The 20,193-nt window shown below is 67.7% G+C and carries 20 protein-coding genes; 5 read left to right on the forward strand and 15 right to left on the reverse strand.

Going from position 1 to position 20,193, the window contains the following annotated elements:
* Positions 1-30: 30 nt before the first annotated feature.
* The 4 genes from E1J50_RS02890 to E1J50_RS27935 form a co-directional block, all read right to left on the reverse strand.
* Positions 31-231, reverse strand: coding sequence for a helix-turn-helix domain-containing protein (locus E1J50_RS02890; RefSeq protein WP_132250221.1), 201 nt, complete (start codon positions 229-231; stop codon positions 31-33).
* A gap of 48 nt (positions 232-279) precedes the next feature.
* Positions 280-771: a hypothetical protein gene (locus E1J50_RS02895; protein WP_132250223.1), complete on the reverse strand. Its 492-nt coding sequence runs from the start codon at positions 769-771 to the stop codon at positions 280-282.
* A 19-nt stretch (positions 772-790) separates the two neighbouring features.
* Positions 791-1,981, reverse strand: a complete 1,191-nt coding sequence (locus tag E1J50_RS02900; protein ID WP_165937757.1) for a tyrosine-type recombinase/integrase — start codon at positions 1,979-1,981, stop codon at positions 791-793.
* Between the two features lie 240 nt (positions 1,982-2,221).
* Entirely contained in the window at positions 2,222-2,638 is a 417-nt protein-coding gene (locus tag E1J50_RS27935; protein ID WP_245516399.1) for an MliC family protein, read from the reverse strand.
* A gap of 271 nt (positions 2,639-2,909) precedes the next feature.
* Here E1J50_RS27935 and edd point away from each other — a divergent pair, with 271 nt between their 5' ends.
* Both edd and eda read left to right on the forward strand, forming a co-directional pair.
* Positions 2,910-4,733, forward strand: coding sequence for a phosphogluconate dehydratase (gene edd, locus E1J50_RS02910; protein ID WP_132250227.1), 1,824 nt, complete (start codon positions 2,910-2,912; stop codon positions 4,731-4,733).
* Positions 4,734-4,768: 35 nt separating this feature from the next.
* A complete protein-coding gene (eda, locus tag E1J50_RS02915) occupies positions 4,769-5,386 on the forward strand; it encodes a bifunctional 4-hydroxy-2-oxoglutarate aldolase/2-dehydro-3-deoxy-phosphogluconate aldolase (protein WP_132250229.1) in 618 nt (205 codons plus the stop codon).
* Positions 5,387-5,422: 36 nt separating this feature from the next.
* Here the strand turns inward: eda and E1J50_RS02920 are convergent, their stop codons facing one another.
* The 3 genes from E1J50_RS02920 to E1J50_RS02930 form a co-directional block, all read right to left on the reverse strand.
* Entirely contained in the window at positions 5,423-6,148 is a 726-nt protein-coding gene (locus E1J50_RS02920; protein WP_132250231.1) for a Crp/Fnr family transcriptional regulator, read from the reverse strand.
* Positions 6,149-6,223: 75 nt separating this feature from the next.
* The gene (locus tag E1J50_RS02925; protein ID WP_132250233.1) at positions 6,224-8,338 is read right to left on the reverse strand and encodes an ABC transporter ATP-binding protein/permease; all 2,115 of its coding nucleotides are present in this window, start codon (positions 8,336-8,338) and stop codon (positions 6,224-6,226) included.
* Positions 8,339-8,526: 188 nt separating this feature from the next.
* Positions 8,527-8,868 (reverse strand): hypothetical protein, encoded by a 342-nt coding sequence (locus tag E1J50_RS02930; RefSeq protein WP_405029780.1) that lies wholly within the window; start codon positions 8,866-8,868, stop codon positions 8,527-8,529.
* Positions 8,869-9,197: 329 nt separating this feature from the next.
* Here E1J50_RS02930 and E1J50_RS02935 point away from each other — a divergent pair, with 329 nt between their 5' ends.
* On the forward strand, positions 9,198-9,899 hold the full coding sequence (locus E1J50_RS02935) for a peptidase inhibitor family I36 protein (RefSeq protein WP_245516400.1): 702 nt from the start codon (positions 9,198-9,200) through the stop codon (positions 9,897-9,899).
* Between the two features lie 80 nt (positions 9,900-9,979).
* Here the strand turns inward: E1J50_RS02935 and E1J50_RS02940 are convergent, their stop codons facing one another.
* From E1J50_RS02940 to groES, 3 genes are all read right to left on the reverse strand, one after another.
* On the reverse strand, positions 9,980-10,681 hold the full coding sequence (locus E1J50_RS02940) for a hypothetical protein (protein WP_132250237.1): 702 nt from the start codon (positions 10,679-10,681) through the stop codon (positions 9,980-9,982).
* A 106-nt stretch (positions 10,682-10,787) separates the two neighbouring features.
* Complete coding sequence (gene groL, locus E1J50_RS02945; protein WP_132250239.1) at positions 10,788-12,428, reverse strand: chaperonin GroEL; 1,641 nt, start codon at positions 12,426-12,428, stop codon at positions 10,788-10,790.
* 99 nt (positions 12,429-12,527) lie between these two features.
* On the reverse strand, positions 12,528-12,815 hold the full coding sequence (gene groES / locus E1J50_RS02950) for a co-chaperone GroES (protein ID WP_132250241.1): 288 nt from the start codon (positions 12,813-12,815) through the stop codon (positions 12,528-12,530).
* 211 nt (positions 12,816-13,026) lie between these two features.
* Between groES and E1J50_RS02955 the strand changes: the two genes are divergently transcribed.
* Positions 13,027-14,031, forward strand: a complete 1,005-nt coding sequence (locus E1J50_RS02955; RefSeq protein ID WP_132250243.1) for a magnesium transporter CorA family protein — start codon at positions 13,027-13,029, stop codon at positions 14,029-14,031.
* Between the two features lie 319 nt (positions 14,032-14,350).
* On the opposite strand, the gene E1J50_RS02960 is transcribed toward E1J50_RS02955, so the two are convergent.
* From E1J50_RS02960 to E1J50_RS02975, 4 genes are all read right to left on the reverse strand, one after another.
* Complete coding sequence (locus E1J50_RS02960) at positions 14,351-15,037, reverse strand: hypothetical protein (RefSeq protein WP_132250245.1); 687 nt, start codon at positions 15,035-15,037, stop codon at positions 14,351-14,353.
* 154 nt (positions 15,038-15,191) lie between these two features.
* Positions 15,192-15,431 (reverse strand): hypothetical protein, encoded by a 240-nt coding sequence (locus E1J50_RS28465; RefSeq protein ID WP_132250247.1) that lies wholly within the window; start codon positions 15,429-15,431, stop codon positions 15,192-15,194.
* Between the two features lie 246 nt (positions 15,432-15,677).
* On the reverse strand, positions 15,678-17,786 hold the full coding sequence (gene glyS, locus E1J50_RS02970; RefSeq protein ID WP_132250249.1) for a glycine--tRNA ligase subunit beta: 2,109 nt from the start codon (positions 17,784-17,786) through the stop codon (positions 15,678-15,680).
* Positions 17,787-17,879: 93 nt separating this feature from the next.
* The gene (locus tag E1J50_RS02975; protein WP_132250251.1) at positions 17,880-18,818 is read right to left on the reverse strand and encodes a glycine--tRNA ligase subunit alpha; all 939 of its coding nucleotides are present in this window, start codon (positions 18,816-18,818) and stop codon (positions 17,880-17,882) included.
* Positions 18,819-19,029: 211 nt separating this feature from the next.
* On the opposite strand from E1J50_RS02975, the gene E1J50_RS02980 reads away from it, so the two are divergent.
* Positions 19,030-19,281, forward strand: a complete 252-nt coding sequence (locus E1J50_RS02980; protein ID WP_132250253.1) for a hypothetical protein — start codon at positions 19,030-19,032, stop codon at positions 19,279-19,281.
* Positions 19,282-19,288: 7 nt separating this feature from the next.
* Here the strand turns inward: E1J50_RS02980 and E1J50_RS02985 are convergent, their stop codons facing one another.
* Positions 19,289-20,146 carry a S49 family peptidase gene (locus E1J50_RS02985; RefSeq protein WP_132250255.1) on the reverse strand — a complete coding sequence of 286 codons (858 nt, stop codon included), beginning with the start codon at positions 20,144-20,146 and terminating at the stop codon, positions 19,289-19,291.
* Positions 20,147-20,193 lie beyond the last annotated feature (47 nt).

A 20,193-nucleotide genomic window follows, 5' to 3' on the forward strand; every position in this document is an offset into this window, starting at 1 on the left:
CCCGCGCTGTGCGCGGGTTTTCTTCATGGCTTAAGCGGCCTCTCGGTTGTACTCGGAGGTCGAGCGTCGACGCCGACTCTCCTTCCAGAGGTCGAGGTCTGCGGTCTCGTAAAGGACGCGGCGCCCGATCTTGTAGAAGGTCGGGCCATCTCCGCGGGTGCGGGAATGATTGAGGAAGGACGGACTTACCCGGAGATACTGGGCTGCCTCTTCCACGCTCTTTGCTGACATTTGCTCGGGCTCCGCTAGAGGTGCCCCAGCATTGCTGCTCGTGCTCGCTCAGTCCCTCGGGGAAAAATCGGGCAGCGCAGATTTCTTGTCGAGTATGGGCAGCAGGACTCGGTCGACGAAGGCTTCCTCTCCAAGGTGCTTTCCGAGCACCTGAAGATGAAGCCGGTTGCGCTCATGATCTTTGGACAGAAGGGCCTGCATCCACGCGCGGGCTAGGAGCGTGAGCCAGAGCGTCTCGATCTCAGTTCGGGCGACGTTCGTCTTTCTTCGAAGCGTGCTCGCCTTACCAAATATCGTGGTGGCAGATCTCTCAACCCTGGACACGCTCACCTTCGTCCAGCCGGTCAGCTCTCCGGATGCAATTTCTTCGATCCGATCAACGTGTCCATAAACCCGAGCTGCAGCTAAATCGAAGGCCTTGTTTTCACTGCAGCCAGCAGCTTGAAGAGCAAGCGCATAAGCGATCCAGTATCGATCAGGATCGTCGAATAAGGTCTTTCTCGGCCTCCCTCGAGGGCGCCCAGTCTTCGGCGTCACCATGCTGCCGCTTCCCGACCAGCTACGAGGGTGACGAGGCCGGATCAGCTCCGCTGTCAGCCTCGAAAAGCCCGACCAAGTCGTCCGCGATCTTCTCGCTCAGCAGACGCACCGGCGCATCCTGGCGCGACACATAGCGTCCGGTCATCGCAAGCGTCTTGTGCCCCAGAGCGTCCCTCAGGATCAGAGCGTTGGCTCCGAGCGCTGCGCCCCGTGTCGCGAAGCCGTGCCGAAGATCGTGCAGGCGCAGGTCAGGAGCGCCCGCGCGCTCGCGAACGCGTTCCCAGGTTCGGCGGATGATGTCCTTCGTGATCGGGCCGTTGCCGACATCGTTGCAGAGGATGAAGTCGGATCGGCGGGGGAGTGGAGTCAGCAGGTCGACCGCCGGCCTTGAGAGGTGGACGTGTCTTGCACCAGCCTTGGTGGTCAGTGGCCGCAGGCTCAGGAGGCCCGCCCGTAGATCAACGTCCGACCATCGCGCGTTCTGCCACTCACCGACACGGCAGCCAGTGAGGATCAGCAGCTTGATCAATGTCGACGCCTCAAGGCGCATCTCAGGCGCGGAAAGCTCGTTCCAAACCGCCCGCAACTCGGCGTCGGTCGGCACGCGATCGCGCGCCTCCTCATGGTGCAGCGGAATCCCACGACCCGGATTATCAGAGATCAACTCATCCGATACCGCGAGCGAGAGCGCCTTACGCAGCACAGCAAGCTCGTGGTTCGCCGCACGCGGGCGACGACATTGCTGGGCGTGCCAGCGGCGGATCTCCGACCGGGTAAGATCGCTGAGCCGGGTCGCGCCGAACTGCGGGATCAGCGTCCGGTTGATCATCTCCTCGAAAACCTTGGCGGTGCTGGCGCGCCGCTTGGGCCGCCAGTGCTGCTCGAGGGCCGTGATCAGTGCATCGCGAACGGTGGGCTCGCGGCGGTGGTGAGCCCGCTCTGCGGCGGGGTCTTCGCCGCTCGCGACTCGCGCCAGGATCTGCTTGGCACTTCGGCGTGCATCCTCCGGCGTGAGCGCGCCATGCCGCCCGAGCGAGATACGGCGGGTCGGGTAGGACCGCCCCCGGCCGGCGCGGTACTCCACCAGATAGGTTCGCGAACCGTCCGCGTTCCGCCGGACTGCGAAGCCGTGGAGATCATCATCCCTGTGGATTCGCCCGGCTTCCTCCTCGCCGAGAGCGTCCACGAAACGCTTCGTGATTCTCGCCATCGCGTCCGCCTCGCCGCGTGCCGACAAGGCTCCTGTGTCGGCACCGTGTCGGCACCGAACCTGCAACTTGGCGAAACGTAATGCAAGCCGCGGATCGAAAAACGGTTGTAGCTCAGAGCTTTGTGCAACAACAGGCAATCGCTTGCATGCCGGAGCATCTGTTTCCGGCAGACTTAAAATCTTGCGGCCGCAAGGCCGTGCGGGTTCGAGTCCCGCCGTCCGCACCATCGGTCCCGGCCCTCACTCCTTCGGCTCCGTCCCGAGCGGCGTCGGCATCTGCTCGGTGCAGACGACCGGCTTGCCCGACAGGTCCGTCCAGATCACCTCGCGGCCCTTGCCGCGCAGCTCACGCCGTCCGTCCCCGTAGCGGAAGCCCGATCCGCTCTCCTGTGCCTGCAGGGTCACCGGCTCGCCGCCTGCCGGGCGGACCACCGCCGGCCGCCCCGGCTCGGAATTCAGGAATTCCACCGTCAGCAGGGCGTCCTTCGGGCAGGTGAACATCACGCGCCGGGTCGCTGCGGTCTCCGCCTGAACGGCCTCGGTCAGGGCCTCCTCGGCGGGTTTGGGAGGCTTCGAATCCTGCGCCGCGACCGGCGGGGAGGCGATCCAGAGGAGGAGCGCCGCGAGGCAGGGGGAGAGGCGTCCGCAGGCCGGCATCGTGCATCCTCTTCCCGCGATCGGCGTCGACCGCGCCATCAGGACAGGAGATCACCCCACGAGGCGTGCGCGTGCAAGCCGAGGGCGAGGCCGGTGCGGTATCAAACCTGCAAGCGATCTCGGAGGCTGTGATCGGACGCACGGCCAAACGTTCACAGGATCGCGCGCCGGCTTTGTGTAAACGTTTACATCGACGCTGGCCGGGCGTAGAACCGTTCTCAAACGGGAGGTGCTGCGGCACCTTCACCGAGGCAAGACGGAAGGACGAGGAATGACCGAGATGCATCCCGAGGTCGCCGCCGTCACCGACCGCGTGATCGAGCGGTCGCGGGGGACGCGCCGCGCCTATCTCGACCTGATCGAGCGCGAGCGCGAAGCGGGCGTCCACCGCCCGATGCTCGCCTGCGGCAACCTCGCCCACGGCTTCGCCGCGGCCGGCGAGGACAAGGCCGCGATCCGCTCCGGGCGGGCGATGAACATCGGCATCGTCACCGCCTACAACGACATGCTCTCCGCGCATCAGCCCTACGGGCGCTATCCGGACCAGATCAAGGTCTTCGCCCGGGAGCGCGGCGCCACCGCCCAGGTGGCGGGCGGCACGCCGGCCATGTGCGACGGGGTCACGCAAGGTCAGCGCGGCATGGAATTGTCCCTGTTCTCGCGGGACATCATCGCCCTCTCGACGGCGGTGGGCCTGAGCCACGGCATGTTCGACGGCACGGCCCTGCTCGGCATCTGCGACAAGATCGTGCCGGGTCTCCTCATCGGCGCGCTGCGCTTCGGCCACCTGCCGACGATCCTGATCCCGGCCGGGCCGATGCCCTCCGGCCTCGCCAACAAGGAGAAGCAGCGCATCCGCCAGCTCTATGCGGAGGGCAAGGTCGGCCGCGAGGAACTGCTCGAATCGGAGGCCGCCTCCTATCACGGGGCCGGCACCTGCACCTTCTACGGCACGGCCAATTCCAACCAGATGATGATGGACGTGATGGGCCTGCACATGCCGGGCGCCTCCTTCATCAACCCGGGCACGAAGCTGCGCCAGGCCGTGACGCGGGCGGCGATCCACCGCCTCACCGAAATCGGGGCGGACGGCAACGATTATCGCCCCCTCGGGCGCTGCGTCGACGAGAAGGCGATCGTCAACGCGGTGGTGGGGCTCCTCGCGACCGGCGGGTCCACGAACCACGCGATCCACCTGCCGGCCATCGCGCGCGCCGCCGGCATCGTCCTCGACTGGGAGGATTTCGACCGGCTCTCGGCCGTAGTGCCGCTGATCGCCCGGGTCTACCCGAACGGATCGGGCGACGTGAACCATTTCCACGCGGCCGGCGGCATGAGCTTCGTGATCGCGAGCCTCCTCGACGCGGGTCTCCTGCACGGCGACATCCTCACCGTCGCGGGCGCCTCCCTGCGCGACCACGCCCGCGACCCGAAGCTCGACGGCGAGGATCTCCGCTACGAGGATGCGCCCGCGCAGAGCTTCGACGACACCATGCTGCGCCGCCCGGCCGAAGCCTTCCAGCCGGATGGCGGGATGCGGCTCGTGAAGGGCAATCTCGGCCGCGCCACGTTCAAGACGAGCGCCGTCGAGGAACAGCGCCGCACGATCGAGGCGCCGGCCCGTGTCTTCTCCGACCAGGACGAGGTGCTGAAGGCGTTCAAGGCGGGCGAGCTGGAGCGCGACGTCGTCGTCGTCGTGCGCTTCCAGGGGCCGCAGGCGAACGGCATGCCGGAACTACACAAGCTCACCCCGCCGCTCGGCGTGCTGCAGGATCGCGGGCACAAGGTCGCGCTCGTCACCGACGGGCGGATGTCGGGCGCCTCCGGCAAGGTCCCGGCCGCGATCCATCTCAGCCCCGAGGCGATCGGCGGCGGCCCGATCGGGAAGATCCGCGACGGCGACATCGTGCGCCTGAGCGGGCCGGAGGGGCGTCTCGACGTGCTCGTCGAGGAGGCGGAATTTTCCGCCCGCGCGGCCGCCTCGCCTCCGCCGTCCGCGACCGGCACCGGCCGCGAGCTCTTCGCCTTCATGCGCCACGGCGCGGACGGCGCGGAACAGGGCGGCTCGGCCATGCTCGCCGCCGCCGGCCTCTGACACGCACCGTTCTCGATCCTGAGAGGAAGCTGCCGATGACCGACATCGACGCCCTGATGCGCTCGGTTCCCGTGATCCCCGTGCTCGTCGTGGAGGAGGCGCGCCATGCCGAGCCGATCGCCGAGGCGCTGGTCGGCGGCGGCCTGACCGCGCTGGAGGTCACCCTCCGCACGCCCGCCGCCCTCGACGTGATCCGCGCCATGTCGCGGGTCGAGGGCGCGGTGGTCGGGGCCGGCACGGTGCTGAACGCGCGCGACCTCGACGCGGCGATCGAGGCGGGCGCGCGGTTCATCGTCAGCCCAGGGCTGACCGCGCCCCTGACGGAAGCGGCCCTCGACCGCGGCATCCCCTATCTTCCCGGCGTCGCGAACGCCGCCGACATCATGCGCGGGCTCGATCACGGCCTCAGCCGGTTCAAGTTCGTCCCGGCCGAGGCCGCGGGCGGGATCAAGGCGCTGAAGGCGCTGGCCGGGCCTTTCGGTCAGGTGCGCTTCTGCCCGACCGGCGGCATTACCGAGGCGACGGCTCCCGAATGGCTCGCCCTGAAGCCCGTGCTCTGCGTCGGCGGAAGCTGGGTGGTGCCGGCCGGGGAACCGGACGTCGCCGCGATCCGCCGCGCCGCCGAGGCGGCCTCGCGCCTGCGCGCAGCCTGACGTCGGCGCGGCTCCGCGACGCGTCGGGAGCGGGGGCTACCGCGGTTCCTGGTGCTGGTGGAGGTAGATCGGGTCGAACCGCGCGACATCGGTGAGCCCGGCCCAATCCGGGATCGTCACCGTGCGGCCCCGCCACGTCAGCAGGCCGCGCCGCCGCAATTCCTGCAGCGTGCGGTTCACGTGGACGTTCGTCAGCCCGAGCATGTCGGCGACGTCGCTCTGGGTCACGGGCAGGGTGAAGCTGCGCGCCTCCGCATCCACCAGCCCGACGGCTCCGAGCCGGCTGTAGAGCTCGCAGATGAGATGTGCGAACCGCTCGAGCGCCGACATCCGGCCGATGCCGACGAGCCACTCGCGATGGATCGCGGCGTCGATGACGGTCGTCAGCCAGAGCAGGCGGGTCAGATGCGGCTGGGTCTCGGTGATCCGCTGAAGCTCGCCGTGCGGCGTGATGGCGACGCGGCAGGGCGAGAGCGCGGCTACCCCGTGATCCATCGTCTTCAACGTGAAGCTGTGAAGGTCGACGAAGTCACCGGGCACGTCGATCGACGTGATCTGCCGGCGCCCGTCCGCGAGGATCCGGTAGCGCCCGGTCAACCCGTCGAGGATGAGCGTGCTGTGCCCGGGGCGGCTGCCCTGCTCGACGATGTCGGCGCGCGCCTCGACCGAGCGGGCTTGGCGCGCGATGTCGCGGAGGATGCGGACCTCCGCCTCGTCGAGCGCATCGAACCCCCTCAATTTGCGGACGAGAAGCTCACTCATGGCGCCAGTGTAGCGCGCCCGCTCTAGCTCGCCACCCTGACGGGGGCCGCTTCGCTCCCGCCGGGAAGCCGGCCCTTACTGCGCCGGAATCGCCTGGCGCAGATCGTGCGGCACGAAGCGGCCGTCATTGGCGGCCTGCATGTCGAGGCGCCGGTCGTGGTGCTCGTGCAGGGTGGAGCGGTGGCCGATCGAGACGATCGTGGTGCCGGGCAGGCGCTCCCGCAGCATGCGGTAGATGCCGGCCTCGCTCGCCTCGTCGAGGGCCGCGGTCGATTCGTCGAGGAACAGCCAGTCGGGCTTGGCGAGCACCGCCCGGGCGATCGCGAGGCGCTGCTGCTCGCCCCCCGACAGGCGCTGATCCCAGGCATCGACCTCGTCGAGGCGGTCGGCCAGTTGGGGGAGCTGCGCCGCCACCAGCGCATCGCGGATCTCGGCATCCGCGAACTGGTCCACGGTGCTCGGGTACACGACGGCGCCGCGCAGGGTTCCCAGAGGCAGGTAGGGCCGCTGCGGCAGGAGCAGGGCCGACTGGTCCTTCGGCACGTCGACCCGGCCCTTGCCGAAGGGCCAGATGCCCGCGATCGCCCGGAACAGCGTCGACTTGCCGGAGCCCGACGGGCCGGTCACCAGGGTGGCCGCGCCCTTGGCGATGGCGAGCTTCTCGGCGGCGACGATCTCGCGGCCGTCCGGTAGCGCCAGAGCGAGGTCCGAGGCGGTGACGTCCTGCTTCGTCTCGTTGCCCTGGACGAGGCCGTATCCGGAACTCGACAGGGCCTCGGCCTTCGTCATCGCGCGCTTGAACGAGGCGAGACGGTTGGTGTTCGCCTTGTAGGCCGCGATCGTGACGTAGGAGTTGATGAAGAAGGACAGCGAGGATTGCACGCTGGAGAAGGCGTCGCCGGTCTGCTGGAACTGGCCGAGGGTGATCTTCTTGAGGAAGTAGGACGGCGCGGCGAGGATATAGGGGAAGACCACGCTCAGCTGGCTGTAGGAGAGCGTGAAGCTGCCGAGCTTGATCCGCCGGTAGATGATGCCGAGGTAGTTGTCGATGATCTCGCGGAAGAGGCCCCAGAGGCGCACGCTCTCGGCGCGCTCGCCGCGCAGCAGCGCGATCTGCTCCGAGTAGATGCGCGAGCGGGCAAGGGAGAAGCGGAAATCCGCCTCGACCTTCTCCTGGCGGAAATCGAGGCCGATGAGCGGGCGGCCGATCAGGTGGGTCAGCCAGGTGCCGATCACCGCGTAGCCGACGACGAGCCAGACGAGGAACCCCGGGACCACCGTGTCCGTGAAGGGCAGCACGAAGTCCCGCGACAGGCCCCAGAGGATCACCATGAAGGAGACGAGCGTCGCGGCCTGCGAGAGCAGCCGGATCGACAGCGTCGTCGTCTGCGAGATGAACAGGTTCACGTCCGACTGGATGCGCTGATCCGGGTTGTCCGCGTGCTCGCCGGTGAAGGGGATGCGGTAATGCGTGCCCCCGTCGAGCCAGCGCTCGTAGAGGCTGCGGGTCAGCCAGGTCCGCCAGCGCAGGTGGAGGCTCGCATCGACGAAGGTGTCGAACATGCCGACGATCACCCAGATCGTGGCGAGCGGCCCGAACACCCAGATGAGCTGGTACCAGAACACCTCCGCATTGTATTCCTGCAGGGCGTTGAACAGGTCTCGGAACCAGAAGTTGAGGCGCAATTGCAGCGCCACCTGTGCGAACGTGATGAAGATCGACAGGGCGACGAGCCGCTGGCCGACCTTGCCCTCGGTCCCCCCGAAGAACCGGAACGGGCCGATCTCGCGCGTCGGCTCGTTGCGCGAGGCGAAGTAGGGATCGGCGATGAGCGTGATCGCGCGGATCGGCTCGAGGTAGGAGATCCCGAGGACGATGGCGGCGAAGACCACCGCGCCCGTGGCGGCAAAGGCGGGCGGCAGGAGGGCCGCGAGCGTCGGCGGCAGGAGGCCCATGGCGGCGAGCGTCTTGCCGCCGGCCAGGAACAGGTAGCCGATGCCGTAGACCGAGACGAAGACCTTGAGATAGGCGGAGAGATTGCCGGAGGCGAGCAGGATGCCCGCCATCACGAAGCCGGCGAGCGAGACGTAGAGGGGCGGGGAGGGGACGCCCGGCGCCGCCAGCAGCACGAGGGCGAAGATCGCGGTGAGGGCGGCCTGAAGGCCGAGCCCGCTCCTGATTGCGGCCACGCTCATCTCCCATGATCGATGCCGGGCCGGCGCGTTGCGCGCGAGGACGGCCCGAGCCGGCAGTGACGGCGGCTCGTGGCGAGATAGTGGCGTGGGGCGGCCCCTGTCCCGTGAATTTTTGGTCATGCGCGGCCCCGCGCGCCGCCCCTATCCCGTTGCGGGCCGGCCCCTTCTCGGGGCGGCTGCCCTCACGGCCAGTCCCAGTCCTCGAAGCCCGGCTCGCGGCAGCGGTACCCGACCGGACATTGCGGGTTGTCGCGGGTCGGCAGGAACCGGAGCTCGGCGATCTCGGTGAACTCGCAGAAGCTGCGGTCCCGCACGAGGCGCTCGGCGCCGCTGCCCGTGTTGAGCACGATCGCGCCCTCGGCCTTCACGAGGTTGATGACGTCGCCGCAGGTCATCCGGGGCGTCGCGGACCGGATCTGCCCGAACGCCGGCATCGTCGTCGCGATGCCGAGCATCAGGGCGAGGGCAGGGCGTCTCATCGGTGTCGGTCGGGCGCCTTGGGGCAGGATCGGGGCCGGAAGCATGGCAGTTTCCGGCCTCAGCGGGAAGGGGTCGCAGAAGGCCGCCGCGCGCTCGCCGCAATCTGAGGATTTAGGGGATTTCGAGAACGGCGAGATACCGCTTAAGATCTCGATTCGTCGGTCTAACCGGTGCGTGACGTGTGATATCTACTTCTGCGTGTCTATGAGTCTCCGGTATCGGAGGTCGCGGTCGTGACCGGACGTGATGAGCGAAGGTCAACCGGCTCGTGTGCCCGCGAGCCGGTCGAGCGCCGGGGAGAGGGGCGTCGGGAGCGACGATCGGTCGCCGCAGGAGCGGCCCGATCGGCGGGGACGAAGCGGGGGGAGCCGAGATGGCGGCGGGAACCGATCCGGTCCTGACCGGGCCGGGTGGAGGCGTGGTCGGGGTCGCCGCGCACGACATCCGCGGTGGGTCGATGCGCTGGCTCGCGATGCTGCTCGTGCTCGCGGCCGGCTGGGGCGCCCTGTTCAGCTACAGCGTGCTCTTCCTCGCCGAGGATCTGCCCCTTCGCCAGACCGCGCCGCGCCCCTTGAGCGGCCCGATCCCCGTGGATTCCGCCACCTTCGCGATGCCGCCCGAGCTCATGCGCCCGTCCGGCCTGCCGCGGCCCGAGGCGCGAGCCCCCGAGGCCGCGCCGATGCCCGCCCCCCGCCTCGTGCTCGCCGGGACGAATAGCGGAGCGGTGCCGGAGGCGGCGGTCCCGCTCGCCGCCGCACCGGCCTCATCCCCGATCGAGCGTCCAGACTACATCGGCATCTGGGGACCGACCGGGGCCGCCTGCGGGGCGCGCTCGCGGCGCCGGGGCTATCTTCCGGCGACCATCACGGCGGACGGGGCCCGGGCCGGCCGCACGATCTGCAGCTTCTACGACCGCACACGCAGCGGCAATGCCTGGGTCATGGGAGCGGAGTGCAGCGACCGCGGACGCCGCTGGTCCTCGCAGGTCCGCCTCCACGTGGATGGCGACCGCCTGACCTGGTCGAGCGGGAAGGGCACCTCATCCTACCTGCGCTGCTCGCGACGGGCGGGGTAACCAGAAACAACTAGAGAGTATCATTTCCACATTTTCATTCCAGAACAAATAGATGCTAAGGTAATATTTCACAATTATGATCAATTTGATCTTGTTGTTACTAAAATCTCAACTTCTGGGTCTGGTTCGTGAGAGATTGAGGAATATTTCGAGTCTTGAGGTGTGTTCTGTAAATTAGTACGGCGCATTCCTCCCTGCACTTCAAACTCAATTCCTGCAGCTTGAAGAGCGGAACGAGCTCTAACCTCGATCGGTTGTAACGCATTTGCGTCGCGCACTCGAAGCGCTATCCCGCTCGGCGGAACATTGCTTGGACCAAGTACCATGGGGAGCATCACACCCCAACCAGCCCCTCGGAATGCAGCAGCAAGATCTGCAGAAAGTTGTTTTGCGTCCGGCGCTGCCATATCTTGCGCAATACTAACGATTGATTTAATTCCTGCAAGATTATTGATAATAATTTGTTTTTGATCGCTGCTAATACGTCGAGGTGATAACGCTTTAATCTGATATTCTAGCGCATCAATACGTTGTTTCGCTTCTAACGGCGTTGCTCCGCTTAGTTTTTCTTTATAATCTGCAATCTGATCGTCTTTTAGCTTCAGCCGTCCTTCCAGACTTTCCATGCGACTGGAGTAAGACCAATTAATTACTGTCCAAACCGAAATAGCGGCGACAGAAGTCAAAAAGAACACTGAAATAGCGAAAAGCAAAGGTGCGCCATGAACAACGCCACCTTCATTTACACTTCGGTCCCAAATATTTTTGAGCAGCTCGAGCATAGTCTGTCTCTACTATGAGATCCACTTCTCAAGGCGCGTGGCCGCTGACGTGAAAAAGGGGCCGCCTCTCGGCAGCCCCTCCTTCGGTCGATCCGGGTCGGTGGACTTAGAAGTCCATGCCGCCCATGCCGCCGCCGCCCGGCATCGGGGGAGGCGCGTCCTTCTTCGGAGCGTCGGCAACCATCGCCTCGGTGGTGACGAGGAGGCCGGCGACCGAGGCCGCGTCCTGGAGCGCCGTGCGCACGACCTTGGCCGGGTCGACGATGCCCGCCTGGATCATGTCCACGTACTCTTCGGTCTGGGCGTTGAAGCCGTAGGTCTCGGAGCCCGTGTTGTCGGTGATCTTGCCGACGACGATCGAGCCCTCGACGCCCGCGTTCTGGGCGATCTGGCGCAGGGGGGCCTCAAGCGCCTTCAGGACGATCTTGATGCCGGCCGAGACGTCCGCGTTGTCGCTCTTGAGGGCGGCAACCGCCTTCTTGGCGCGCAGCAGCGCGGTGCCGCCGCCCGGCACGATGCCCTCTTCCACCGCGGCGCGGGTGGCGTTGAGGGCGTCGTCGACGCGGTCCTTCTTTTCCTTGACCTCGACCTCGGTCGCGCCGCCGACGCGGATCACCGCGACGCCGCCCGCGAGCTTGGCCAGACGCTCCTGCAGCTTCTCGCGGTCGTAGTCCGAGGTGGTCTCCTCGATCTGCGCCTTGATCTGCCCGACGCGGGCCTCGATGTCGGCCTTCTCGCCAGCGCCGTCGATGATCGTGGTGTTCTCCTTCTCGATGCGAACGCGCTTGGCGCGGCCGAGCATCGGGAGGGTCACGTTCTCGAGCTTGATGCCGAGATCCTCGGCGATCATCTGACCGGAGGTCAGGATCGCGATGTCCTCGAGCATGGCCTTGCGGCGGTCACCGAAGCCCGGAGCCTTGACGGCCGCGACCTTGAGGCCGCCGCGCAGCTTGTTCACGACGAGGGTGGCGAGCGCCTCGCCCTCGATGTCCTCGGCGATGATGAGGAGCGGCTTGCCCGTCTGCACCACGGCCTCGAGAACCGGGAGCATCGCCTGCAGCGAGGAGAGCTTCTTCTCGTGGATCAGGATGTAGGGGTCGTCGAGCTCGGCGACCATCTTCTCCGCGTTCGTGATGAAGTACGGGGAGAGGTAGCCGCGGTCGAACTGCATGCCCTCGACGACGTCGAGCTCGGTCTCGGCGGTCTTCGCCTCCTCGACCGTGATGACGCCTTCGTTGCCTACCTTCTGCATGGCGTGGGCGATCATCTCGCCGATCTCGATGTCGCCGTTCGACGAGATCGTGCCGACCTGGGCGACCTCTTCCGACGAGGCGACCTTCTTGGCGCGGCTCGTGATGTCCTTCACGGCGGCCTGGGTGGCGAGGTCGATGCCGCGCTTCAGGTCCATCGGGTTCATGCCGGCGGCGACGTACTTGGCGCCCTCGCGGACGATCGCCTGGGCCAGCACGGTCGCGGTGGTGGTGCCGTCACCCGCGATGTCGTTGGTCTTCGAGGCCACTTCGCGCACCATCTGGGCGCCCATGTTCTCGAACTTGTCGGCGAGCTCGATCTCCTTGGCGACGGTGACGCCGTCCTTGGTGATCCGGGGGGCGCCGAAGCTCTTCTCGATCACGACGTTGCGGCCCTTGGGGCCGAGCGTCACCTTCACCGCGTCGGCGAGGATGTCGACGCCGCGCAGCATCTTCTCGCGGGCATCGGACGAGAAACGTACGTCTTTCGCTGCCATGTGCAGAGATCCTTAGGTTGGAATGGATGAGAGCCCCGAGGCGCCGCCCGCAGGCGGCCTCGAAGGGCGTCCTTCAGGAAACCGTGGGTCGGGCCGCCCTCAGGCGACGACGCCCATGATGTCGGATTCCTTCATGATCAGGAGGTCCTGACCGTCGATCTTGACCTCGGTGCCGGACCACTTGCCGAAGAGCACCCGGTCGCCCGCCTTCACGTCGAGCGCGTTGACACGGCCCTGCTCGTCGCGGGAACCCGGACCGACGGCGACGACCTCGCCCTCCTGCGGCTTCTCCTTGGCGGTATCCGGGATGATGATGCCGCCCTTGGTCTTCTCTTCGCCCTCGATGCGGCGGACGACGACACGGTCGTGCAGCGGACGGAACTTCATGAGCTGCCCTCTTGCTTCGAATTCGCAGGTGGCGTTCAAGCGGTCGGAGCCGGCTCGAACCCAGGCTGTTAGCACTCTCGGGTGTCGAGTGCCAAAGCTGGCCGCGAGATAGGCGCGTGCGTTTTTCGAGTCAAGGCAGGCGCAGCCTTATCGGCCGGGGATGACGGCGAAATGTCGAATCCTGTCCACTCTCCACGGAAATCCTGACCCCATGCTGAGCCTCCACGGACCCGAGGGCGCGGTCGAGCACGCCGCGACGCCGCGGCCCGCCGACCTGCCGCCCCAGGCGATCTGGATCGATCTCGCGGATCCGAGCGCGGAGGAGGCCGAGCTCGTCGAGGAGACGACGGGCCTGCGCGGTCCCTCGCGCCAGGCGCTCAGCGAAGTCGAGAGTTCGAGCCGCCTCAGGCGCCTGCGCAACGGCCTCTCGCTCTCGACGCCGATGATCACCTTCGACCAGGCCGATTCGCAGCTGAAACCCCTCGGCTTCGTGCTGACGAAGGACCGGCTCGTCACCGTGCGATTCCACGACCTGCGGGCCTTCGCGGAGGTGAAGTCCCGCCTCTCCAACGGCGACGGCCCGTCGGCCACGAGCATCGAGATCTTCCTGCTGCTGATGGAGGAGCTCGTCGACAGCCTCGCCGACGCCCTCGAGGAGATGGCCGCCGACCTCGACGCCCTCTCCACGCGGGTGTTCGACTTCGACACGAGCGCGCGGCCGGGTGCCCGCCCGGACGACCGCAAGGCCCCGCGGCGGCGGGACATCGCGTTGCGGCGGATCCTGCGCAGCGTCGGGCGGCGCGGCAAGGCGCTCGGCAAGCTGCGCGCGAGCCTGCTCGGGCTTCAGCGGATCGTCCCCTTCGTGGCGGCCGAGTGCGGCAGCCTCATCGAGGGCGATGCGGATGCGCGCTTCGAGACGATCCAGCGCGACATCGCCTCGCTCGACGAGTTCGAGACGCGGCTCACCGGCAACGTTCAGTTCCTGCTCGACGCGACCCTCGGGCTCATCAACATGGAGCAGAACAACACCTTCCGGATCCTGACGGTGGTCTCGGTGGTGGGCGTGCCGCCGACCCTGATCGCGTCGATGTACGGCATGAACTTCAAGCACATGCCGGAGCTCGACTGGATCTACGGCTACCCCTACGGCCTCGCCCTCATCGCGACGAGCGCGCTCGTCCCGATGGTCTATTTCAAGGTGAAGGGCTGGTTCTGAGCGGCGGACGCGCCGCCTGATCGCACTGCTCGATCGAACCGAAACGCAGCCGACCGGTGGGAACCTGCAGCCGGACAATCATCCCAGCGGTCTTGCAAACCGTATCGAGGGATTGCCTGATTGCCGCATGCAGCGCATCGCCCGCGTGGATGGCCGCGATGCGCGACAACCTTCCGAGCCCAGCGAAAGCCGAGTTGCTCGCCGTCGGCAGCGAGGCGCTACGTCGACGCGGTTTGATGCAGGGGAGCGATCACATCGCTGATCTGCTTGGCTGGCAGGCGCAAGCAAGCTCCGGTTTGCACGTGATTTACCGAACGTCCTAAAGGCTGCCCCTGCTCAACGCCTCCATGACGCCGTAATACATCGAAGAGGCCGCCGATTGTGCTGCCGAGTCGATCTTCGATTTAACGGTTTTCGATATTCCGCAGCTTTCGTCCATCTGGTAGACGGCATACATCAATTCGCCGACTTCCGCGATGAGCGCTCCTCCCGTTGCTCCTCCACTCGCTTCGGTCGCCACCAAGAGGCCGACTGTTTTCGACGCGCTGATGCCAACGTATCCTGCGGATATTCCGCACTTCATAATGTTGTTCTTATCCGCGATCTTTGCGATTCCGAGCCCTTTCATAGCCAGTATTTCGGCCAGCTTCCCTGGGCTGATCTTGCCTTTACCCTTCTTCGCTGCGAGGACGAGCTCATAGGCGACGGTGTATTGATCGGCGATGCCCTCGCTCGTGTTCGCTGAAAGGCCTGCGTTGACCAATCCGGCTTTGACAGCTTCGGATGTGCCCTTTTTGACCATAGCCTGCCAGAAATCCCTCTTGTCAGATCCTTTGATGATCTCCTTGACGGGAGTTTTTACCAATTTTGCTAAACTCTCAACGTTTGATTGACCGCCTTTTTGAGATTGCTTTTCGGTTGCGCTCGCCATTTTACTGACATCCGGTGAGTATGAATAGTTATGAATTGCATTCGCGCGTGAATTCGTCAAGATCTGCGTCAGCACGATCCATGCCGTTGAGGCAGTCGCGTCCCAGCACTAAGCAGACGAGCGCTTCGGGGTCTGTCGAGCCGGCGCGAGCCGGTGGTCCGGGCGGTTCGCCCGGGAGGGTCGCATCGCGGTGCCATCCCGGCCGAGGCCGCCGTCTCGTCGATGAACATCAGAGGGTCGGGATCGAGGTCGCGTTGACCCTCGAACCGCGCCTGACGGGCCTCTGCGACATCCGGCCGGTCCTGCTCCGCTGCGTGGAGAGCCGCTTTTTGCGGATGATGCGATGACGGGCCGGGACGCGCGACAGGCTGCCGGTGCTGGTGGTGACGCCTCGCTCCGCCAGCACGATGTTGCCGCGCTCCTGACACAGCCTCAGGATCTGCGGGGCATGGGCCTCGATGACGTGCAAGCGCTAGTCGGCGCCCATCCGCTTGGGCCGGGCATTCCCATCTTGAAGATGGCGGACGTACCAGAGGCTGACGCTGTGTGCGCTCACCCCGAACCGCTCGCCAACGTGCCGGCAGGTCGCGCCCGCCAGGACGGCGGACACAGCACGCTCGCGCAGATCAACAGAGAGGGGTGAGGACGGCATCGGATTCTTCACCCGACCAACGCACTATCCGACTCGGCCGTTGGCCGGCGATCGCAGGACGCTCTAGCCTTCGATCTTCGAGAAGTCGGCGACCTCGCGCGTCGCGGCGCGCAGGGCGTTGAGGAGGGCGAGGCGGTTCGCCCGCAGAGCCGGATCCTCGGCATTCACCGTGACCTTGTCGAAGAAGGCGTCGACCGGCGCGCGCAGCGTCGAGAGCGCCCGCATCGCGCCCTCGAAATCCTCCGCCGAAACGGCGGCGGAGGCCGCCGCCCGCGCCTCGGCGAGAGCGTCGGCCAGCGCCCGCTCCTCCGGCTCGCCCTTCGCGATGAGGGCGGCATCGGGCGCCGCGTCGTAGGCGCGCCCATCCTTCTTCTCCTCGATGCGCAGGATGTTGGCCGCGCGCTTCGCCCCTGCGAGGAGGTTGCGGCCGTCGTCGCTGTCGAGGAACGTGCCCAGCGCCTCGACCCGCCGGACGATCATCAGGAGGTCGTCCTGGCCGGGCAGGGCGAAGACGGCGTCGATCAGGTCGTGCCGGGCACCCTGGTCGCGGAGATAGACCTTCAGGCGATCGGCGAAGAAGGCAAGGAGATCCGCGCCGGCCTCCTCGCTCAGTCCCCCAGCCCCGGCATGGCCGGAGCCCGCCTGCCGGAAGGCGTCGGCGAGGCGCAGGCGGAAGGCGCCGGTGACGACGAGCCGGATGATGCCGAGCGCCGCGCGGCGCAGCGCGTACGGGTCCTTGCTCCCCGTCGGCTTCTCGTCGATCGCCCAGAAGCCGACCAGGGTGTCGAGCTTGTCGGCGAGCGCCACCGCCACGGAGACCGGATCGGACGGGACGCGGTCGGTGGGCCCGAGCGGCTTGTAATGCTCCTCGATCGCGGCGCAGACAGCGTCCGGCTCGCCCTGGAGGTGGGCGTAGGTGCGCCCCATCAGGCCCTGGAGCTCGGGGAACTCGCCGACCATCTCGGTCACGAGGTCGGCCTTGGCGAGGCGCGCCGCGCGCTCGGCCGGATCCGGGTCGGCCCCGACGCGGGGCGCGATCGCGCGCGCCAGAGCCGCGATCCGCGCGACCCGCTCGCCCTGCGTGCCGAGCTTCTCGTGAAACACGATCGTGTCGAGCTTCGGCAGGCGGTCCTCGAGCCGTACCGCCTTGTCGGTCTCCCAGAAGAACTTCGCGTCCGAGAGCCGCGCCCGCACCACGCGCTCGTTGCCGGCGGTGATGGCCGCGCCGCCGTCGCTCGCCACGAGGTTCGAGACCAGGATGAAGGCCGGCGCCAGCTGGTCGGAGCCGCCCTTGCGCAGCACGAAGCACTTCTGGTTGGCGCGGATCGTGGCGCGGATCGCCTCAGGCGGGATGTCGAGGAAGCTCTCGTCGAACGAGCCCATCAGCACGACGGGCCATTCCACGAGGCCCGCGACCTCCTCCAGCAGGCCCTCGTCCTCGACGAGGTCGAGCCCGCGGGCGAAGGCGAGGTCGCGGGCATCGTGCAGGATGATGTCCTTCCGCCGGTCGGCGTCGAGCACGACCTTGGCGCGCTCCAGGCTCGGCGCGTAATCGTCGAAGCGGCGCACCTCGAAGGCGTCGGGCGCGAGGAAGCGGTGCCCGTAGGTGAGCGTCCCGGCCGCGATCCCGTCGACCGAGAAGGGCACGATGTCCGGCGTCTCGGTCTCCGGCCCGAAGGTGGCGACGATGGATTGCAGCGGGCGCACCCAGCGCAGGGCGCCGGCCTGGGCCGACGCGCGTCCCCAGCGCATCGATTTCGGCCAGGGGAAGGCGCGGATGATCTGGGGCAGGATCTCGGCCAGCACGTCGAGCGTCTCGCGGCCCGGCCGCTCGATCACCGCGAGGTAGAATTCGCCCTTCTTCGGGTCGGTGACGGTGGTGGCCTCGTCGAGGCTCGCGAGCCCCGCGCTCTTGAGGAAGCCCTGGACCGCGGCGTCCGGCGCGCCGACGCGCGGCCCGCGGCGCTCCTCGCGCACGGCCTCGCCGCGGGGCGGCAGGCCGGCGACGTGCAGGGCGAGGCGGCGGGGCGTCGCGAAGGCCTTGGCCCCCTCGTAGAGGAAGCCGCGCTCGACGAGGGCGTCGGTGACGAGCTTGCGCAGGTCCTCGGCCGCGCGCCGCTGCATGCGGGCGGGGATCTCTTCGGAGCGGAGTTCGAGGAGCAGGTCGGGCATGGATCCACCGGCGGCAGCGGCCGCGCGTCGTGAGGGCGGCGGGGCCGGTGCTCGTTTAGAGAGCCGGCCCGGGGGTGTCGAGGCGCGGAGCGCTCAGGCCGCGGCGGGTGCGCCGCCCCCTTCTGTCCGGAGCCAGGCCGCGCCGCAGGCTTTCGCCAGTTCGCGCACGCGCAGGATGTAGCTCTGCCGCTCGGTGACCGAGATGACGCCGCGCGCGTCGAGCAGGTTGAAGACGTGGCTCGCCTTGATGCACTGGTCGTAGGCCGGCTGCACCATGCGGTGGCGGCCGGCCTCGCTCTCGGGGGCGCCGGCATCGAGGTAGAGGCGGCAGGCCTTCTCGGCGTCGGCGAAGTGGCGGAACAGCATCGCCGTGTCGGCGGCCTCGAAATTGTGACGGGAATATTCCTGCTCGGCCTGCAGGAACACCTCGCCGTAGGTGACCTTGTCGTCGCCCGCGCCGCCGTTGAAGTTGAGGTCGTAGACGTTCTCCACGCCCTGCACGTACATGGCGAGGCGCTCGAGGCCGTAGGTCAGTTCGCCCGCCACCGGCGCGCACTCGAAGCCCGCGACCTGCTGGAAGTAGGTGAACTGGCTCACCTCCATCCCGTCGCACCAGCATTCCCAGCCGAGGCCCCAGGCGCCGAGCGTCGGGCTCTCCCAATCGTCCTCCACGAAGCGGATGTCGTGGAGCGCGAGATCGACGCCGATCGCCCGCAGCGAGGCGAGGTAGAGGTCCTGCAGGTTGTCGGGGTTCGGCTTCAGGATCACCTGGAACTGGTAGTAATGCTGCAGGCGGTTCGGGTTCTCACCGTAGCGCCCGTCCTTCGGCCGGCGCGAGGGCTGGACGTAGGCCGCCTTCCAGGGCCTCGGGCCGAGCGCCCGCAGGGTCGTCGCCGGATGGAAGGTGCCGGCCCCCACCTCCATGTCGTAGGGCTGGAGGATCACGCAGCCCTGCTCCGCCCAGAATCGCTGCAGCGTGAGGATCAGCCCCTGGAACGAGGCTTTCGGCGAGAGATCGACGTCGCTCGGCATCGTGAGACGGGTCCGGAGGGCGCAAAACGGAGGGCCGGAGCGTTTAAGTGTGCGTCCCCTCGTGTCAAGCGCGGGGGGGCGTGCGCCGACGCACACAATTCCGTCGCAATTCGGTCAAGATCCGGAACTGCCAAGCCCCCGGCCAAGTTTACGCTGCAACCAGGGGATGACGCTCCGCCTCAGGGCGGACATAAGCTTCGGACGACCAGTCATGCGCAAGGGTTTCACAGTCTTCGCGGCTCTCGTGGCCGCCTCTCTCGTCGCCACGCCGATCGTCATGGGCGCCAGCGCCCTCGCGACCCCGGAGGAGACCTCCGCCGTCGAGAAGCCGGTGGCGATCATGCCCGTCGAGGTCGCGCCCGTGGCGGCTCCCGCCACCGCCGAGACCTGCACCCGCAAGGTTCGGGTGGTCTACAGCGGCTACGGCGCGCCGCAGGGCGGCTGCGCCGCGCCGGCGCGCTGATCCCGGCTCACAGCCCGAAGCGCGCCCAGGCGGCGCGCTCCTCGATGGCGGCGAGCGCTTCCTCGGCGAGGCCGATCCCGCCGGGCGTGGTCCGGCGGAGCAGGCGGGCGAGGAGCGAGCCCTTCGCCTCAGCCACCATCCTGAGGTCGACCGTCTCGCCGTAGCGCGCCCGCATCGCGGTGCGCACGTCGCCGAGCCCGTCGACGAGGCCGAGACCGAGAGCCTGGCGGCCGGTCCAGATCGCGCCGGTGAACAGGTTCTCGCCCTCTTTGGGGAGGTTCGGCCGGCGCTCGGTCACGAGCCGCGTGAACACCTCCTGCACGTCGGCCTGGATTTGCTTCAGGCGTGCCACGTCGGCCGGGTCCTCCGGCCGGAACGGGTCGAGCATCGCCTTCGCCTCGCCCTGCGTGTGGACCCGGCGCTCGACGCCGATCCGCTCGATCAGCCGGTCGAACCCGAAGCCCGCCGAGACGACGCCGATCGAGCCGACGACGGAGGTCGGGTCGGCGATGATCTCGTCGGCCGCGCAGGCGATCATGTAGCCGCCCGACGCCGCGACATCCTCGACGAAGGCGAAGACGGGGAGCGTCTTCTCCGCCGCCAGCGCCCGGATGCGGCGGTGGATCAGGTGCGACTGGGCCGGCGACCCGCCCGGCGAGTTGATGACGAGGGCCACCGCCACGGCGCCCTTCATGGCGAAGGCGCGCTCCAGGCTGCCCGCCACCGAGCCGATGGAGAGGCCCGGCCGGATCGGCGAGACCGCGCCGATCGCGCCGCTGAGACGCACCACCGCCACGCGCGGCGGGCGCTCCCGGAGGCGTCTCGGTAGGAGGGCCCGGACGGGCGCGGGAAGGGACAGCGGCATGGATCCTCGCATCGCAGGGCATCCAGCCGCCTGCGCAACCACACCCT

It is taken from the genome of Methylobacterium segetis, assembly GCF_004348265.1.
Classification (GTDB): Bacteria; Pseudomonadota; Alphaproteobacteria; order Rhizobiales; family Beijerinckiaceae; genus Methylobacterium; species Methylobacterium segetis.

Coding starts and splice junctions, on each gene's coding strand:
- E1J50_RS02890 (WP_132250221.1), bottom strand. CDS start 231: ATGTCAGCAAAGAGCGTGGAAGAGGCAGCCCAGTATCTCCGGGTAAGT.
- E1J50_RS02895 (WP_132250223.1), bottom strand. CDS start 771: ATGGTGACGCCGAAGACTGGGCGCCCTCGAGGGAGGCCGAGAAAGACC.
- E1J50_RS02900 (WP_165937757.1), bottom strand. CDS start 1,981: ATGGCGAGAATCACGAAGCGTTTCGTGGACGCTCTCGGCGAGGAGGAA.
- E1J50_RS27935 (WP_245516399.1), bottom strand. CDS start 2,638: ATGCCGGCCTGCGGACGCCTCTCCCCCTGCCTCGCGGCGCTCCTCCTC.
- edd (WP_132250227.1), top strand. CDS start 2,910: ATGACCGAGATGCATCCCGAGGTCGCCGCCGTCACCGACCGCGTGATC.
- eda (WP_132250229.1), top strand. CDS start 4,769: ATGACCGACATCGACGCCCTGATGCGCTCGGTTCCCGTGATCCCCGTG.
- E1J50_RS02920 (WP_132250231.1), bottom strand. CDS start 6,148: ATGAGTGAGCTTCTCGTCCGCAAATTGAGGGGGTTCGATGCGCTCGAC.
- E1J50_RS02930 (WP_405029780.1), bottom strand. CDS start 8,868: ATGCTTCCGGCCCCGATCCTGCCCCAAGGCGCCCGACCGACACCGATG.
- E1J50_RS02935 (WP_245516400.1), top strand. CDS start 9,198: ATGGCGGCGGGAACCGATCCGGTCCTGACCGGGCCGGGTGGAGGCGTG.
- E1J50_RS02940 (WP_132250237.1), bottom strand. CDS start 10,681: ATGCTCGAGCTGCTCAAAAATATTTGGGACCGAAGTGTAAATGAAGGT.
- groL (WP_132250239.1), bottom strand. CDS start 12,428: ATGGCAGCGAAAGACGTACGTTTCTCGTCCGATGCCCGCGAGAAGATG.
- groES (WP_132250241.1), bottom strand. CDS start 12,815: ATGAAGTTCCGTCCGCTGCACGACCGTGTCGTCGTCCGCCGCATCGAG.
- E1J50_RS02955 (WP_132250243.1), top strand. CDS start 13,027: ATGCTGAGCCTCCACGGACCCGAGGGCGCGGTCGAGCACGCCGCGACG.
- glyS (WP_132250249.1), bottom strand. CDS start 17,786: ATGCCCGACCTGCTCCTCGAACTCCGCTCCGAAGAGATCCCCGCCCGC.
- E1J50_RS02975 (WP_132250251.1), bottom strand. CDS start 18,818: ATGCCGAGCGACGTCGATCTCTCGCCGAAAGCCTCGTTCCAGGGGCTG.
- E1J50_RS02980 (WP_132250253.1), top strand. CDS start 19,030: ATGCGCAAGGGTTTCACAGTCTTCGCGGCTCTCGTGGCCGCCTCTCTC.
- E1J50_RS02985 (WP_132250255.1), bottom strand. CDS start 20,146: ATGCCGCTGTCCCTTCCCGCGCCCGTCCGGGCCCTCCTACCGAGACGC.